This window comes from Rhodococcus sp. AG1013 (assembly GCF_003350365.1).
Lineage (GTDB): Bacteria > Actinomycetota > Actinomycetes > Mycobacteriales > Mycobacteriaceae > Prescottella.
Genome location: NZ_QQAT01000030.1, coordinates 15494 through 32336 on the forward strand (window position 1 = coordinate 15494; position 16843 = coordinate 32336).

Below are 16843 nucleotides of genomic sequence, written 5' to 3' on the forward strand. Positions count from 1 at the left end.
TCGGGGCGAAGCTGCCTATGCTCCCGGTGTGTCATCGACATTCGATCCCCGGACCCGCGATGAGCGGGCGGCGGGACTGGTCACCGACTGGGACGAGATCAAGCAGTGGTCGGACGCGGTCTACATGCCGTACGAGGTGCGACCGGTCGGCCGCGCGCTCGCCCCTGCGTCCAGCATGTTCTCGGCGGAGATCGGTGAGATGACGTTGACCCGGTTCAGCTACGGAATCCCGGTGACGATCGGCGAGTTCGCCCCGGAGGCGGGCAACATCCTGGTGCTCACCACACTCGCCGGGTGGACGCGGCACGAGATCACTGCGAAGTCGAGTGTCGATCTGACGACCGGGGAGACCTTCGTCGCCGACTGCAGTCGGGTCGACTACCGGTTCGACGCGGACGCCGCGCACCTGCAACTGAACCTCACGATTCCGCACCGAATGCTCGCCGATCTGGCACTGAGCTGGTGGGGGTGGATGCCCGACGACCGATTGTGGCGGCACAAGTGCGTCATCGGTGGGCCGGGCGGCCCGTGGCTCGGGTTGATGGAGTACGTCACTCGCACCCTGTCGAGTGCACGGAACCTGGTCGATCACGAACGTGTCCGGCTGAACCTGCAGGAACTGATCGCCGCGCAGCTGCTCGCCGAGTGGGCCGCCGACGCCGGCATCGATCCGGTGTCGACCAGCGGTGTGCGTGCCCCGGGCTATGTCCGGCGCGCCGTGCGCTACATCGAGGACAATGCGCAGGACCTACCGACCGTGTCAGAGGTTGCGGGGTCGGTCGGTGTCAGCGTGCGTGCCCTGTCCGGCGCGTTCCGTGAGTACCTCGGGATCACGCCGCGAGACTGTCTGCGGGAGCAGCGGTTGCAGGGGGTGCGGCGAGAACTGTCGTCGTCGACATCCACGGTCGCTGCCGCTGCCGGTGCGTGGGGGTACGTGAACATGGGTGTGTTCGCAGCCGCCTACCGGCGGCGATTCGGCGAGAATCCGTCGGACACCCTGAGTCGCGCGCAGGGGTGACGCGGCTCACGAACGGCTGCCGATTCGGGACGGGTGTTGCCGATCGGGGACATGGGTGCCGCGCAGATCCTCGTAGGTTGCTCTCCTGCAACGACTTCTCGCTGACAGGAGAAAAACCATGGGCCAACGTGATTCGGAACTGAACGCCGTCCTGCGTGACGTGACGGCGGCCGGCGGTGCCGGGCAGGTGCCCGGTGTGGTCGCGATGCTGACGGACCGGAACGGCACCGTGTTCGAGGGTGCGGCCGGGCTCCGATCGGTCGGTGGCACACAGCAGCCGATGACCCTCGACACGGTCTTCGCGATGTTCTCGACGACGAAGGCGATCACCGGCACCGCCGTGCTGCAGTGCGTGGAGGAGGGGCTCGTCGACCTGGATGCGCCGGCAGCACGTTACCTCCCGGAGATCGGAAAGCTCCAGGTGATCGACGGGTTCGATGCGTCGGGGGCCCCGGTGCTGCGGGCGCCCCGGCGTGAGATCACCACGCGCATGCTGTTGCTGCACACCGCGGGACTCGGATACTCCTTCTTCGACGAGACCTACCACCGCCTGGCGGTCGAGCACGGTCAGCCCAGCATCATCACCGGGACCCGGGCGTCGTTGGAGACGCCGCTGCTGTTCGAGCCCGGTGAACGCTGGCAGTACGGTTCGAACATCGACTGGGCCGGCCTCGTGGTCGAGGCTGTCAGAGGTGAGCGGTTGGGTGACGTGATGGCCGAACGCATCTTCGCCCCCCTGGGGATGGCCGACACTGCGTTCACGATGACCCCGGAGATGGAACGGCGTAGGGCCACCGTCCATCAGCGGGGCGCGGACGGCACGCTCGAACCGCTCGACCTGGTTCTGCCGCAGGATCCCGAGGTGCACATGGGTGGGCACGGGCTCTACTCGACGGCCGGCGACTACACGAAGTTCCTCCGCATGTGGCTCGGTGACGGGGCGGGCGAGCACGGGCGTGTCCTCGCTCCGGACACTGTGCGGCAGGCCGTGCAGAGCGGGTTGGACGGTCACCAGGTGACGATGCTGCCCGGTGTCGAACCCGAACTTTCGCACGACGCGGAGTTCTTCCCCGGCCAGCGCAAGTCGTGGGCGTACACGTTCATGGTCAACGACGAGGACGCGCCGACCGGCCGACCGGCCGGATCTCTCGGCTGGGCCGGGCTCGCGAACCTCTACTACTGGATCGACCGACGCAACGGCATCGCCGGATTCTGGGCGACGCAGGTCCTGCCGTTCGTCGACCCGGCGTCGATTGGGGGCTATCTCGACTTCGAGACCATCACCTATCGCAGCCTCGACCGGAAATAGGCGGTTGCCCGGCGGGGTCCGCGTTGACCCCGCCGGGCACACGTGTCAGACTCGAACATGAGTTCGAAAGATGCGTCTTCCCCGTCGGCATCTTCCCTGGTGTGCGGGCTGGTGCCTGCGGGAAGGCTGCAGAGGGATGGGATGGGGCAACGGTCCGCCGACGTGGGCGGAGATGGAGCGGGTGCTGTCGGGGCGGCCGCGTCGGGATGCGGAGTTCCCGGGCGACGGCGGCGACAGTCCGGCGTGGTCCCGTAAGCGCGGAGACTATCGAGGCGAGACGTCCCGACCCGTCGGTGCCACCGTTCCCTACGCGGAACTGCACACGCACTCGGCCTTCAGCTTCCTCGACGGTGCCAGCCCGCCCGAGGAGTTGGTGGAGGAAGCGGTGAGGCTCGGTCTCGACGCGATCGCGCTGACGGACCACGACGGGCTGTACGGGGTGGTCCGATTCGCCGAGGCCGCGAAGGAACTGAACATGCGGACGGTGTTCGGGGCCGAGTTGTCGCTCGACGCGGCGCCGCGTACCGGCATCCCCGATCCGGACGGCACCCACCTGCTGGTGCTGGCGCGCGGGCAGGAGGGCTACCGGCGACTGTCCCGTCAGATCGCGGCCGCGCACCTGGCCGGCGGTGAGAAGGGCAAGCCGCGCTACGACTACGACACGCTCACCGAGGCCGCCGGCGGGCACTGGCAGATCCTCACCGGCTGCCGCAAGGGTCACGTGCGGAGCGCGCTCGCGGCGGGCGGCCCCGACGCGGCCGCCGCCGCCCTACGCGATCTCGTCGACCGCTTCGGTGCGGATCGGGTGACGGTCGAACTGACACATCGTGGGCTGCCGGAGGACGACGAGATCAACGCGCGGCTCGCAGAACTGGCCGGGCGGCAAGGCCTTTCCGTGATCGCCTCCACGGCCGCGCACTTCGCGGGACCGTCACGGCGACGGCTCGCGATGGCGATGGCCGCGGTGCGGGCCCGGCAGAGTCTCGACGAGGCGGCGGGCTGGCTCGCTCCCACCGGCGGCGCGCACCTGCGGTCGGGGGTGGAGATGGCGCGACTGTTCGCGCAGTACCCGCAAGCCGTGTCGGGTGCGGCCGAGTTGGGGCTCGAGTGCGCGTTCGACCTGCGGCTGATCGCGCCGCAACTGCCGCCGTTCGACGTCCCGGACGGGCACACCGAGGCGAGTTGGCTGCGTGAGCTCACCATGCGGGGTGCGCGTCGGCGTTACGGGCCGCCGTCATCGAATTCGGCCGCCTACGAGCAGATCGAACACGAACTCGGAATCATCGAGAGGCTCAACTTTCCTGGGTACTTCCTCGTGGTCCACGACATCGTCTCGTTCTGCAAGGACAACGACATCCTCTGTCAGGGAAGAGGATCGGCGGCCAACTCGGCCGTCTGCTACGCGATCGGCATCACCAACGTGGACCCGGTGCGCAACCAGTTGCTGTTCGAACGGTTCCTCTCGCCCGAACGCGACGGCCCGCCCGACATCGACGTCGACATCGAATCCGACCGCCGGGAGGAGGCCATCCAGCACGTCTACGCCAAGTACGGCCGCGAGTACGCCGCGCAGGTCGCCAACGTCATCACCTACCGGGGCAGGTCGTCGGTGCGGGACATGGCCCGCGCGCTCGGCTTCTCGCAGGGGCAGCAGGACGCGTGGAGCAAACAGGTCAGCAGGTGGAGCGGCGTCGGCGCCGAAACCGGGACGGACATCCCGCCGGCGGTCCTGGAGTTGGCCGCCCAGATCGAGGGCTTCCCGCGACACCTCGGGATCCACTCCGGCGGCATGGTGATCTGCGACCGTCCCATCGCCGACGTGTGCCCGGTGGAATGGGCGCGCATGGAGAACCGCAGCGTCCTGCAGTGGGACAAGGACGACTGCGCCGCAGTGGGACTGGTGAAGTTCGACCTGCTGGGCCTCGGCATGCTCTCGGCGCTGCATTACATGATCGACCTGGTCGCCGAGCACAAGGGGATCGCCGTGGACCTGGCGCAACTCGACCTGTCCGAGCAGGCGGTGTACGAGATGCTGCAGCGGGCCGACTCGGTGGGCGTGTTCCAGGTGGAGTCCCGCGCCCAGATGGCGACGCTGCCGCGGCTGAAGCCCCGCAACTTCTACGACCTCGTCGTGGAGGTCGCGCTGATCCGCCCCGGGCCGATCCAGGGCGGCTCGGTGCACCCCTACATCCGACGCCGCAACGGCCGCGAACCCGTCACGTACGACCATCCGTGTCTCGAGAAGGCACTGGAACGGACGCTGGGGGTTCCGCTGTTCCAGGAGCAGCTCATGCAGATGGCCGTCGACGTCGCCGGATTCAGTGCCGCCGAGGCCGACCAATTGCGGCGGGCGATGGGGTCCAAGCGCTCACCGGAGAAGATGGAGCGGCTGCGCGGGCGGCTCTACGACGGCATGCGGGAGCTGCACGGCATCACCGGCGCGGTGGCCGACCGGATCTACGAGAAGCTGTACGCGTTCGCGAACTTCGGTTTCCCCGAGAGTCATTCGCAGAGCTTCGCGTCGCTGGTCTTCTACTCGTCGTGGTTCAAGCTGCACCATCCGGCGGCGTTCTGTGCCGGGCTGCTGCGGGCGCAGCCGATGGGTTTCTACTCGCCGCAGTCGCTGGTGGCCGACGCCCGGCGGCACGGGGTGACGGTGCACGGGGCGGACGTCAACGCGAGCCTCCCACACGCGACGGTGGAGGCGGCCGGCACCGAGGTGCGGCTGGGGTTGGGGGAGGTCCGCAACATCGGGACCGCGTTGGCCGAGCGGATCGTCGCGGCCCGCGACGAGGACGGGCCGTTCACCTCGTTCCTGAACCTGACCGGGCGGGTGGAACTGAGCACGGCGCAGGCCGAGTCGCTGGCCACGTCCGGGGCGCTGGGCTGCTTCGGGATCTCGCGTCGGGAGGCGCTGTGGGCGGCGGGTGCCGCGGCGGGGGAGCGCCCGGACCGGTTGCCGGGAATGGGGGCGTCGACACGGGCGCCGACGCTGCCCGGCATGAGCGACATCGAACTCGCCGCAGCCGACGTCTGGGCCACCGGGGTCTCGCCGGACAGCTACCCGACGCAGTTCCTGCGCCCGCAACTCGAGGCCCTCGGGGTGATTCCCGCGTCGCGACTGCTGGACGTCCCCGACGGGGACCGGGTGCTGGTCGGGGGAGCGGTCACGCACCGCCAGCGTCCCGCGACGGCCGCCGGGGTGACCTTCGTCAATCTCGAGGACGAGACCGGAATGGTCAACGTCGTGTGCTCGGTTGGCCTGTGGGCGAAGTACCGCAGGCTCGCGAACAGTGCCCCGGCGCTGCTGGTGCGCGGGCGGGTGCAGAACGCGGAGGGCGCGGTGACGATCGTCGCGGACCATCTCCAGTTGATGGACCTGCGGATGCCGACGAAGTCCCGGGACTTCCGCTGAGAGCAGCTTCACACCCCGCTATATACCCCCTGGGGTATGCTCGACTCCAACATCGAGGAGGTAGATCGTGAAGGTTGTCATCGTCGGAGGTGTCGCCGGCGGCATGTCCGCGGCCACCCGCATGCGTCGTCTGGACGAGTCGGCGGAGATCGTCGTGTTCGAGCGCGGCGCACACGTGTCGTTCGCGAACTGCGGTCTGCCCTACTATGCGGGCGGCGTCATCGAGGACCGCGACGAACTGCTGCTGCAGACCCCCGAGAGTCTCGGCGCCCGCTTCCGCCTGGACGTCCGGGTCCGCAGCGAGGTCGTCTCCATCGACGCCGACGCGCGCACCGTCACGGTCCGCGACCTGGAGTCCGGGAACGCCTACGTCGAGAGCTACGACGAACTGGTCCTGAGCACCGGCGCGAGCCCCATCGTGCCGCCGCTGCCCGGCGTCGAGCGCGCCCTGATCCTGCGCGACGTCGAGGACGTCGACCGCCTGGTCGGGCAGATGGAGACGGCGCGCAGCGCGGTCATCGTCGGGGCCGGGTTCATCGGCGTCGAACTCGCCGAGAACCTGCGTCACCGCGACCTGGACGTCACCGTCGTCGAGCTCGCCGATCAGGTGCTCGCGCCCCTCGACCCCGAGATGGCCGCACCGGTCGCCGACCGCATGCGCGAGAACGGGGTGAACCTCGAGCTGGGCACCCAGCTCACCCGCATCGACGCGACCACCGCCGACCTGGCCGACGGGCGCACCGTCCCGGCCGACGTCGTGGTCATGGCGATCGGTGTCCGGCCCGAGACTGCGCTCGCGAAGATGGCCGGACTGAAGCTGGGGGAGCGTGGCGGCGTCGCGGTCGACGACCAGATGCGCACCTCGGTCCCGCACATCTTCGCGGTCGGCGACACCGTCGAGAAGCACGACGCGATCGGCGACAGCGCAGCGCTGATCCCGCTGGCCAACCCGGCGAACCGTCAGGGCCGCCTGGTGGCCGACGTCATCGCGGGCCGACCCGTGCACGCGCGCTCGTCGTCGGGCACCGCGGTGGTCGGGGTCTTCGGGCTCGTCGTCACCGCGACCGGCTGGAACGAGAAGCGGCTGCGGGCCGCGGGCCGCCCGTACCGGGCCATCCACACCCATCCGCAGTCGCACGCCGGCTACTACCCGGGCGCGCAGCAGATGTCGATCAAGCTGCTGGTCGATCCCGAGACCGACGCGATCCTCGGCGCCCAGGCCGTGGGCGGGGACGGCGTCGACAAGCGGATCGACATCATCGCCACCGCGATGGCCGGTGGGCTCACGGCGTCGGATCTGGCCGACCTCGAACTGGCGTACGCGCCGCAGTTCGGCTCGGCGAAGGACCCGGTGAACATGCTCGGCTACATCGCCGACAACCTGCGCACCGACTCCACCCGCACCGTCCAGTGGCACGAACTCGATACCCTGGTCGCCGACGGTGCGTCGCTGGTCGACGTCCGCACCGCCGACGAGTTCGCGGCCGGCGCCATCCCCGGTGCCGTCAACGTTCCGCTCGACGAGCTCCGGGACCGTGTCGGTGAACTGCCGGCCGGTGACCTGGTCGTGCACTGCCAGGTGGGCCAGCGTGGTCACACCGCGGTGCGCCTGCTCGGACAGCTGGGTCGGCCCGCGGCCAACCTCGACGGCGGCTACAGGACGTGGGACGCGGGACGGCGTGTGAACGCGCCGGCCACCGTCTCGTGACGAACCGCGACAATCGAACGACTGCTGAAGAACATCCGGAAGGAACCCCATGCGCGAAATTGACGTGACCGAACTCGAATCGGTGTTGGCCTCGGGCGCCCCGCTCGTCGACGTCCGGGAGGCGGACGAGTTCGCCGGCGGGCACGTCCCGGGTGCCGTCTCGATCCCGCTGAGCGAGTTCGTCGCGCGCGTCGACGAGGTTCCCGCGGACGCCACCGTGTACATGATCTGCGCGGTCGGCGGCCGCAGCGGCCAGGCTGCCGAGTACCTCGTGGCCCGCGGCGTCGACGCCGTCAACGTCGCCGGCGGCACCATGGCCTGGATGCAGTCCGGCCGCGCCGTCGACGCCGGCAGCTAGTCTCCTCCGGACCCGGTCGAGGTCGTCACGTACTCGGCCGGGTTTCTTCGGGCCGTTCATATACCCCCACCCGTATTTTCGAACCATGAAGGGCAAGCTCATGACCACCACCGGACAGCAGCGAGAAACTGCGAAGTCCCCGCCGCCCTCCAGCGAGTCAGTCGGCGGACCGCTCGCACGACTCGGCGCCGCGATGGCCGGCAACTTCAAATGGGTGATCACCGCCTGGCTGGTGCTCGTCGTCGCCCTCGGCGCCGCGGCGCCGTCGGTGTTCAACTCGCTGGCCGGCGCCGGTTGGCAGGCCAACGGCTCCGAGTCGGTGCAGGTCCGCGAACTCGCGCAGGAACACTTCGGCGGCAACGCGTCGTCCGCGGTCCAGGTCGTCGTCCACTCCGACGACAAGCCGCTCGACGATCCCGCGATGCAGCAGGTGCTGGGCGAGGCCACGTCGATCCTGAAGGCCGACGCCCGCATCGGCGAGGTGATCCCGCCGCAGCCCGGCATGACCATCAGCCCCGACGGCCACACCGGAATCCTGGTGGCCGGCGCGAACGCGAACACCGACGAGATGGTGCGCGCGGTCGACGACCTGGGTGGTGACCTGACGGCCCTGTCCGGCGACGGCATCGATGTCTACCCGACCGGCGCGTCGGCGCTGTGGAGCGACTTCAACAAGGCCAACCACGAGGCGATGATCAAGGCCGAGATGATGTCGTGGCCGGTCACGCTCGGCATCATGGTGCTCGCATTCGGCTCCCTCGTCGCGGCCGGTCTGCCGCTGCTGCTGACCCTCGCGGGACTCGTCGCGTCGGCCGGTGCGCTGGTGCTGCTCAACGAGATCACGCCGATCTCGGTGTGGGCCATGAACTTCGCGATGATGTTCGCCCTCGCCCTCGGCATCGACTACGCACTGTTCCTGGTGGTCCGCTTCCGGGAGGCGCTGCGCGCCAAGGCCGACGCGCGGCTCGCCGTCGCGGAGACGATGGACACTGCCGGCAAGGCCGTGCTGCTGTCCGGGCTGACCGTGCTGGTGAGTCTGTCGGCGGTGCTGCTGGTGCCCGCACCGGCGGTGCGGACGATGGCGGTCGGCATCATGCTCGCGGTCGTGTTCGTCCTCGCCGCGACGCTGACGCTGCTGCCCGCGGTCCTGGCCAAGCTGGGCCGCAAGGTCAACGCCGGTTCGCTGCCGTACGCCAAGAAGCAGCAGACCCAGAAGGACGGCTCGCCGCTGTTCGCGAAGTGGGGACGACTGCTGGACCGGCACCCGTGGCCGTTCGCGGTCGGTGCCGTCGCGATCCTGATCGGACTCGCGATTCCGCTGGGCGGGCTCGAGGTCGCGATGCCGTCGATCCAGGTGGTGCCCGAGGACGCCCCCGTCCGTCAGGGCTACGAACTGGTGCAGGAACAGATGGGCATCGGCGCACCGGGTGCGCTGCAGATCGTCGTGCCCGCGTCCGACGCCCCGGCAGCCGCCGAAGCGGCCGCGGCCGTCGACGGTGTCGCCGCGGTGACACCCGCGATGCCCGCGATGGACGGCTCCGACCTGATGATGATGCAGGCGCTGCCGACAGTGGATCCGTCCGATCCCGCGCTCGGCGGAACGCTCGACCAGCTCCGTGCCGAGCTGCCCGACAGCGCTCTCGTCGGCGGTGCGCCGGCGGAGAACCTGGACCTGCAGCAGGCGCTCAACGACTACCTGCCGCTGGTGATCGGCGTGATCCTGGCGCTCGGCTTCCTGCTGCTGCTGGTCGCGCTGCAGGCCCCGCTGGTGTCGCTGATCGGCACCGTGGTGAGCCTGCTCTCGACCGCCGCCGCGTTCGGTGTCTCGAAGCTGATCTTCCAGGACGGCCACCTGTCCGGGCTGCTCGGTTTCGAACCGCAGGGCTTCCTCGACGGCTGGGGTCCGGTGTTCTTCTTCGCGATGATCTTCGCGATCGCGATGGACTACACGGTGTTCCTGCTGTCGACGGTCAAGGAACAGTACGAGAAGACCGGTGACGCCCGTCGCGCCCAGATCGGGGGCATGGCGCACTCGGGCCGGGTCATCTTCGCGGCGGCCGCCGTCATGGTGGGCGTGTTCTTCAGCTTCGCGCTGGCCGAGCCGCTGCCGCCGAAGGAGATGGGCATCCTGCTCGGTGTCGCGGTGCTGCTCGACGCGGTGCTGATCCGCCTGGTGCTGCTGCCGGTGCTGCTGCGCCTGACCGGCAACGCCGCCTGGTGGTCCCCGCGCTGGCTGCGCCGGGCGCTGCCGAACATCACGTTCTCGCACGGGTGACTCCGGCGCCGGATCCGGCTGATGATCGTTGTCACAGCCGGATCCGGTCGGATACCCCTGTGGGTAATCTGGAAGTAGAACTAGGAGGTCCCATGACCGGAGACGAAGAGAGCATCGCCCTGGTGCTCAACCGACTGCGCCGCGCGCAGGGGCAGCTGGCGGGCGTCATCTCGATGATCGAGAACGGCCGCGAGTGCAAGGACGTCGTGACCCAGCTGGCCGCGGTGTCGCGGGCCCTGGACCGGGCCGGATTCAAGATCGTCGCCACCGGTCTGCGTGAGTGCCTGGCCGGCGACGGGAAGGCGTCCGAGCCGCTGACCGAGGCCGAACTGGAGAAGCTGTTCCTGGCACTGGCGTGATCGCCGGGAAACCGAACCGACAACCGTGAGGAGTTCGTCATGGATCTGGGAATCTCGACCCGCTTGAACACCGAGTTCGACGACGCAATCGCCAAGACGCGGGCCGCGTTGCAGGAGCAGGGTTTCGGTGTCCTCACCGAGATCGACATGCAGGCCACGCTGAAGACGAAGATCGGCGCCGAGATGGAGCAGTACGTCATCCTCGGAGCCTGCAATCCGCAGCTCGCGCACCGCGCGGTCGGGGTGGATCGTCAGATCGGCCTGCTGCTGCCGTGCAACGTCGTCGTCCGCGCCGACGGTGACGGCGTGATCGTCGAGGCCATGAACCCCGCGCTGATGGTCGAGGTGACCAAGGAGCCCGGACTCGAGTCCGTCGCCGACGAGGCCACGACCCGACTCCAGGCTGCCATCGACGCCCTCGCCTGACCGACGGTTCGGCCCGGCTCAGGCCGGGGCCGGAAGCGCCCTGGTCCGAACCTTGTGTGCGGTGTGCACTGCCACCACGCACCAGGCGACGACCAGGGCGCACAGCAGTCCGGCCGACAACACTCGCGGGATCTCGAAGTCACCCGCGACACCGAATGCTCCCATCCCGACCGCGCAGGCACCGACCGGGAAGGTGAAGCTCCACCAGCTCATCGTGAAGGTCAGACCGTTGCGGAACGCGCGGGCCGTCACCACGCCGACCGCGGTCAGCGCGACGATCATGATGGTGCCCATCAGCAGTCCGTACCCGAGCCCGAAGATGTGCAGGGTGTCGGCGACGTCGTGACCGACGGCCCCCTCCGCCGCCGTGCCCAGCAGGTTCGCCGCCGCGATCGACTGTCCGACGATGCCGAGCGGAATCCACATGGTCGGCAGGGCCTGCAGCGGCGGGAGTCCACGCTCGCCGAACTCGCGTCCGACCATCGTGGCGATGACCAGCGCGAAGACCAGAGCGACCGTGAACAGCGCATAGCAGCCGGTCAGCATCGCCACACGCGGCCAGCCCTCCGGCAGGTGGTGCACCAGGGCGGCGCCGGTCGCGGCCGACACCATCGGCGGCACCACCGGCATGAGCCAAGCGGGCACCGGAGTGCCGCGATCGGCGACCGACCGCAACCGCATCCCCATCACCGCGCTCGTCACGAGTCCTCCCGCGGTGCCGATTGCCCACAGCGTGCCCGCGATGGCGAAGGCCGCATCGGCGTTGATCACGGTGGACCCGACGGCCGCGGTCCCGGCTCCCACGGTGAGCACGGCCATCGGCAGCGCGCCGTAGAAGGGGAACATGGTGGCGCTGCGGGCGTAACCGCGGGCGTGCTCGGTGTGGCGGACCCAGTGGATGACGAACGCGGTCACCAGCACGACCAGCAGGGCCGTCGCCAGCAGCCAGAACGCGAGCGCGATTCCGCGCCGTCCGGGGAGGTCGACCGGGAGCGACGACGTGGCGACGGCGATGATTCCCGTGCCCATCACCATGGCGAACCAATTGGGGGTCAGGTGTGCCAGACGTGAAGCTGTGAGCATGACACCAACTCTCCCGTCTCGTCGTTGTCCCCGGTAGAAGCCTTGGGGTAGATGGGGTACAAACGCGCTTTGTGGGGCTAGCCTTGGTGGTATGCCGCTTTCGAACCGCGTACCCGAACTCGCCGCGCTGGACGTGCTGGTCGCGGTGGGTCGGCTCGGGAGCATGGGGGCCGCGGGGCGCGAGCACGGACTCAGCCAGCAGGCCGTCAGCGCGCGCGTGCGCTCCGCGGAACGCCAGCTCGGGATCCGCGTGTTCGACCGCGGCTCCGGCGGCGTCCAGCCCACCGCCGAGGGCGCACTGATCCTGGAATGGGCGTCCGCGATCCTCGACTCCGCGGAGGAGCTCGCGTCCGGAGTCGCCGCGCTGCGCGGCGAGATGGAGGCCAACCTCACCGTCGCGGCCAGCATGACCATCGCCGAGTACCTCGTGCCCGCCTGGACGGTCACGATGCGGCGCAAGCACCCGAACGTCGTCACCTCGATTCGGCTGCTCAACTCCACCGACGTCGCCGCGCAGGTACGGGCGGGGGAGGCCGACCTCGGTTTCGTCGAGGGGCCCGTGGTCCCGGACGGCCTCCGGTCGGTCGAGGTGGCCCGGGACGAACTGGTCGTGATCGTCCCGCCCGGCCATACCTGGATCTCACGCGCACCGATCGCCGCGAGTGAACTCGCGGCCACGGCACTGATCCAGCGGGAATCGGGGTCCGGCACTCGAACGACACTCGAGCACGCGGTGCCCGGATGCGTCGAGCCGCTGCTGGAACTGACGTCGTGCACGGCGGTCAAAGCGGCCGTCGTGGCCGGCAACGCTCCAGCCGTCGTGTCGTCGCTCGCGGTCGAAGCGGACCTCAACGACGGTCGGCTCTCGTCCGTCGAGGTGGAGGGTCTGCGGATGCCGCGACGGCTGCTCGCGGTGTGGGACGAGTCCCGCGGACTGCGCGGAGCCGCCCGCGACTTCCTCGAGATCGCCCGCACGGGAAGCTGACCGCAGGCCCGGAATCCGGGCGGGAGTCAGATCCCCATCGCACGCGCCAACAGCGGCCACGACTGGTGCAGATCGTCCTGCCAGTACAACCACGAATGCGAGCCCGAGGGCGCGAAATCGAAGGTGGCCGGAATGTCGAGCTGCTGCAAGCGATTCGCGAGGTTGTGCGTGCACATGTTGGTGGCGGCCTCGATGACGCCGCCGACGGCGACCTGCCGCGCGAAGGCAACCAGGTCGCCGTCCACTCCGGGGGCGCCGAGGTGGTCGTACTGTCCCGGCAGCCCCGAGCCGGACGAGACGAACAGGGCGGTGCCCCGGAGTTTCTCGGCGTTCACCACGGGATCGTTGGCGATCCAGCCCGGCCCGCCGACGGGCCCCCACATGTTCGTCGGGTCGGCACCCTTCGCCGATCGGACGACCAGGTCGACGAACGCGGTACCGGCGGGGCTGCTCGTTTCGGCGCAACCGCTGTACGACCCGACACCCTTGTACAGGCCGGGAGCGGCGATGGCCAGGTTCAGGACCGACGTCGCGGTCATCGAGATGGCGGCGATCGAATTGTTTCCGTTGCCACCGAACTCGGCGTCGATGATCGGGGGCAGCTCGCGGGTCAGGAACGTCTGCCACTTGTTGCGGCCCAGGATCGGATCGTCGCGCTCCCAGTCCGTGTAGTAGCTCGCGGCGCCGTCCATCGGGGTGACCACGTTGACGTGCTTGTCGGCGAAGAACTCGGTGACGTCGGTGTTCTCCTGCCACGTCGCGTCCGTATTCCCGCCGCCGGCGCCGTTGAGCAGGTAGAGCGTCGGGCGAGGAGTCGAGGTCTCCGCGGGCAGCAGCACACGAACGGGGATCACCCGGTCCATCGACGGGGAGTAGACCTGTGCGGTGACCGCACGTGAGCCGTCGTCGTCCACCCGGGTCACGCGCGGTGCGGGTTCGGCGCTCGCCGCGGGTGCCTGGGCAAGGAGCCCGGTCACGACGAGTGCCGTCACGGACAGTACCGCGGCGCAGGCGCTCCGCAGACGGTGCACTGCTTCAGTACGCATGGTGACCCCTCAGCCACTCCGAGGGGTGGCACCCGACATACCTGCGACGCGCGCTAACACGCATTCCCCCTGCTAATTCAGGTTTTCGAGGGCACTGTAGCGCGTGTGACCCGGTCGTCGTACACCGGATCGGTCAAGTGTCCAACTCGGGACTCAGACGCCTCCGGCGAATCCGTGCTGACGCCACGCCTCGTACGTCACGACGGCGGCGGCGTTGGACAGATTCAGCGACCGCCTGCCCGGAACCATCGGGATCCGCACGTGCGCGGTCACGTGCGAATCGGCGAGAACCTCCTCCGACAGGCCCGTCGGCTCGGGACCGAACAACAGGACGTCGCCCGGCTGGTACGCGATGTCGGCGTACGACGTCGACGCGTGCGCGGTGAACGCGAACACCCGGTCCGGATTCAGCGCCGCCCACGCCGCATCGAGATCCTCGTGCACGGTGACCGAGGCCAGGTCGTGGTAGTCGAGGCCGGCGCGGCGAAGCTTCGGTTCCGACAGGTCGAACCCGAGTGGTCCCACGAGGTGCAGTTCGCAGCCGGTACCGGCGACCATCCGGATCGCGTTGCCGGTATTGGGGGGAATGCGGGGCTCGTGGAACATCACTCGGAACACGGCGTTCAGCTTGCCAGGCGCCGGAGGTGCTCCGATACTCGGGCGCGGCGGCCTCGAGTACCGTCTCAGGGATGCGGCCGAGGCGCTCGATCTGGCCGCCGCCGCAAAGGACGCCGACACTGCCTGGGACTTCTATTCGCAGCGATGCCAGGCGGAGATCGGGGACGTCGAGTCCTACCGTCGTCTGCTCGACGCCTTCTATGCAGGCCGGGACCCGCGGCCGACCAGCTGGACCGTTCGCGTGATCGGATCGTCGGGCCAGGTGGTCACGGTGGACGCGGACCCGAACGCACTCGCGCACGCGATGGAGCCGCGCACCTGGACGCTGATCGACGTTCGCTGGCAGTTCGACAACTGCTAGAGGACCGGTCGTAATTGTCGGTACCCGAGGGCAGCATGGACGTATGACGGGAGAACTCGTGGAGATCGTCGGGGAGGACTTCTCCGACGCCCGCATGTCGCGGGAGAACTGGAACCGGCAGCACTACACCGCGTGCTCGTTCCGGGACGCCGACCTGTCCGAGCTGCACACCGAGTTCGCCGTCTTCACCGAATGCGACTTCACCGGTGCCGATCTCACCGACTCGCATCATCACGGCAGTGCGTTCCGGTCGTGCATGTTCGCGCGGACCACCATGTGGCACAGCAGCTTCCGCAACTGCAGTCTGCTCGGATCGGTGTTCGTCGACTGTCAGCTACGGCCGCTGCTGATCGACGAGGTGGACTTCACGCTGGTGTCGATGGGCGGCGCCGACCTGCGCGGGCTCGACTTCACCGACTCCCGGTTCCGCGAGGCCAACCTGGTGCAGGCGGACCTGCGCGGCGCGATCCTGCGGTCGGTGGACCTGCTCGGCGCCCGCGTCGAGGGTGCGCGACTCGAGGGCGCCGACCTGCGGGGAGCCCACGTCGACGCCGGGCTGTGGACCACCGCGAAGCTCGACAAGACCCAGGTGGAACTCACCCAGGCGGTGGCCTACGCGACCGCGATGGGACTCGTCGTCGAGCCGTGGTGACCGCGAAGATTCGGAGCCGGTGACGCGGAGTCACTCCAGCCTGGAACAATGGTCGCCGTGACTGCAACGATCCTGGATGGCAAAGCAACCCGCGACGAGATTTTCGAGGACCTCGAGGCCAGGGTGGCGGCCCTGAAGGAGAGGGGCATCACGCCCGGACTCGGCACCGTCCTCGTCGGTGACGACCCCGGCTCGGCGGCCTACGTTCGTGGCAAGCACAACGACTGCGCCAAGGTCGGAATCACCTCCATCCGCCGCGACCTGCCCGCCGATATCACCCAGGCCGACCTCGAGGCCACCATCGACGAACTCAACGCCAACCCTGAGTGCACCGGCTACATCGTGCAGCTCCCGCTGCCCAAGCACCTCGACGAGAACGCGGCCCTCGAGCGCATCGACCCCGAGAAGGACGCCGACGGTCTGCACCCGGTGAACCTGGGTCGTCTGGTCCTCGGCAAGGAGGCCCCGCTGCCGTGCACCCCGCGCGGCATCGTCCACCTGCTGCGCCGCTACGAGGTCCCGATCGCCGGCGCGCACGTCGCCGTCGTCGGTCGTGGCGTCACGGTCGGCCGTCCCATCGGCCTGCTGCTCACCCGCCGGTCGGAGAACGCGACGGTCACCCTGTGTCACACCGGAACCCGCGATCTCGCGGCGCAGGTGCGCCAGGCGGACATCGTCATCGCCGCCGCGGGCGTGCCGGGACTGATCACCGCCGACATGGTCAAGCCGGGTGCCGCGGTGCTCGACGTGGGTGTCAGCCGCACCGCCGACGGACTCAAGGGTGACGTCGCCCCCGACGTCCGCGAGGTCGCCGGATTCATCTCCCCGAACCCCGGTGGCGTCGGACCCCTCACCCGTGCATTCCTGCTCACCAACGTCGTGGAGCGCGCCGAGCAGCTCGCCGGTCTGCGCGACTAGGCTCGCCCAGTGTCCCAGCCTGTGACGCGGTTCGTGCGACAGAACCTCCCGATGCTGGCCGTCCTCCTCGTGGTGGCGGCCGCATTCGTGCTGGTCCTCGCCGACCGCTGGCGGCGTGGCGCCTTCGTGCTCGGAGGCGCCATGCTGCTCGCGGCGTTCCTGCGCGGCATCCTCTCGCCCGACCGGGTCGGGCTGCTGGCCGTGCGGGGCAAGGGGTTCGACGTCGCGGCCATGGCGGTCGTCGGCGTCACGATCCTCGCGCTGGCGGTCTCGATCGATCCGCTCGGCACCGACTGACGCGCCGAGCGGACC

16 protein-coding genes are annotated in these 16843 nt (G+C 69.3%); 13 read left to right on the top strand and 3 right to left on the bottom strand.

Going from position 1 to position 16843, the window contains the following annotated elements:
- The first annotated feature begins 28 nt into the window (after window positions 1–28).
- From DEU38_RS25830 to DEU38_RS25865, 8 genes are all read left to right on the top strand, one after another.
- A complete protein-coding gene (locus tag DEU38_RS25830) occupies window positions 29–1018 on the top strand; it encodes an AraC family transcriptional regulator (RefSeq protein ID WP_114724232.1) in 990 nt (329 codons plus the stop codon).
- A gap of 118 nt (window positions 1019–1136) precedes the next feature.
- Window positions 1137–2327 carry a serine hydrolase gene (locus tag DEU38_RS25835; RefSeq protein ID WP_114724233.1) on the top strand — a complete coding sequence of 397 codons (1191 nt, stop codon included), beginning with the start codon at window positions 1137–1139 and terminating at the stop codon, window positions 2325–2327.
- 136 nt (window positions 2328–2463) lie between these two features.
- A complete protein-coding gene (locus DEU38_RS25840) occupies window positions 2464–5742 on the top strand; it encodes an error-prone DNA polymerase (protein WP_114724234.1) in 3279 nt (1092 codons plus the stop codon).
- 64 nt (window positions 5743–5806) lie between these two features.
- Window positions 5807–7450 carry an FAD-dependent oxidoreductase gene (locus DEU38_RS25845; protein WP_220181970.1) on the top strand — a complete coding sequence of 548 codons (1644 nt, stop codon included), beginning with the start codon at window positions 5807–5809 and terminating at the stop codon, window positions 7448–7450.
- Window positions 7451–7499: 49 nt separating this feature from the next.
- Window positions 7500–7808, top strand: a complete 309-nt coding sequence (locus DEU38_RS25850) for a rhodanese-like domain-containing protein (protein ID WP_114724236.1) — start codon at window positions 7500–7502, stop codon at window positions 7806–7808.
- A gap of 100 nt (window positions 7809–7908) precedes the next feature.
- Window positions 7909–10083 (top strand): MMPL family transporter, encoded by a 2175-nt coding sequence (locus DEU38_RS25855; RefSeq protein ID WP_114724265.1) that lies wholly within the window; start codon window positions 7909–7911, stop codon window positions 10081–10083.
- A gap of 92 nt (window positions 10084–10175) precedes the next feature.
- Complete coding sequence (locus tag DEU38_RS25860) at window positions 10176–10442, top strand: metal-sensitive transcriptional regulator (RefSeq protein WP_114724237.1); 267 nt, start codon at window positions 10176–10178, stop codon at window positions 10440–10442.
- Window positions 10443–10481: 39 nt separating this feature from the next.
- A complete protein-coding gene (locus DEU38_RS25865; protein WP_114724238.1) occupies window positions 10482–10868 on the top strand; it encodes a DUF302 domain-containing protein in 387 nt (128 codons plus the stop codon).
- An 18-nt stretch (window positions 10869–10886) separates the two neighbouring features.
- Here DEU38_RS25865 and DEU38_RS25870 read toward each other — a convergent pair whose 3' ends face one another.
- A complete protein-coding gene (locus tag DEU38_RS25870) occupies window positions 10887–11951 on the bottom strand; it encodes a TDT family transporter (protein ID WP_114724239.1) in 1065 nt (354 codons plus the stop codon).
- A gap of 91 nt (window positions 11952–12042) precedes the next feature.
- Here DEU38_RS25870 and DEU38_RS25875 point away from each other — a divergent pair, with 91 nt between their 5' ends.
- Complete coding sequence (locus DEU38_RS25875; RefSeq protein WP_114724240.1) at window positions 12043–12936, top strand: LysR family transcriptional regulator; 894 nt, start codon at window positions 12043–12045, stop codon at window positions 12934–12936.
- Window positions 12937–12962: 26 nt separating this feature from the next.
- On the opposite strand, the gene DEU38_RS25880 is transcribed toward DEU38_RS25875, so the two are convergent.
- On the bottom strand, window positions 12963–13982 hold the full coding sequence (locus DEU38_RS25880; protein ID WP_114724241.1) for an alpha/beta hydrolase family protein: 1020 nt from the start codon (window positions 13980–13982) through the stop codon (window positions 12963–12965).
- Window positions 13983–14135: 153 nt separating this feature from the next.
- Window positions 14136–14600: a tRNA (cytidine(34)-2'-O)-methyltransferase gene (locus DEU38_RS25885; RefSeq protein WP_114724242.1), complete on the bottom strand. Its 465-nt coding sequence runs from the start codon at window positions 14598–14600 to the stop codon at window positions 14136–14138.
- A 10-nt stretch (window positions 14601–14610) separates the two neighbouring features.
- Here DEU38_RS25885 and DEU38_RS25890 point away from each other — a divergent pair, with 10 nt between their 5' ends.
- Genes DEU38_RS25890 through DEU38_RS25905 form a run of 4 tightly spaced genes read left to right on the top strand, consistent with a single transcriptional unit; the run spans window position 14611 to window position 16828 of the window.
- Window positions 14611–14961 carry a hypothetical protein gene (locus DEU38_RS25890; RefSeq protein WP_147283590.1) on the top strand — a complete coding sequence of 117 codons (351 nt, stop codon included), beginning with the start codon at window positions 14611–14613 and terminating at the stop codon, window positions 14959–14961.
- Between the two features lie 43 nt (window positions 14962–15004).
- The gene (locus DEU38_RS25895) at window positions 15005–15613 is read left to right on the top strand and encodes a pentapeptide repeat-containing protein (RefSeq protein WP_114724244.1); all 609 of its coding nucleotides are present in this window, start codon (window positions 15005–15007) and stop codon (window positions 15611–15613) included.
- 57 nt (window positions 15614–15670) lie between these two features.
- Window positions 15671–16531: a bifunctional methylenetetrahydrofolate dehydrogenase/methenyltetrahydrofolate cyclohydrolase gene (locus DEU38_RS25900; protein ID WP_174912133.1), complete on the top strand. Its 861-nt coding sequence runs from the start codon at window positions 15671–15673 to the stop codon at window positions 16529–16531.
- 51 nt (window positions 16532–16582) lie between these two features.
- On the top strand, window positions 16583–16828 hold the full coding sequence (locus DEU38_RS25905) for a DUF3017 domain-containing protein (protein WP_174914896.1): 246 nt from the start codon (window positions 16583–16585) through the stop codon (window positions 16826–16828).
- The last annotated feature ends 15 nt before the right edge of the window (window positions 16829–16843 follow it).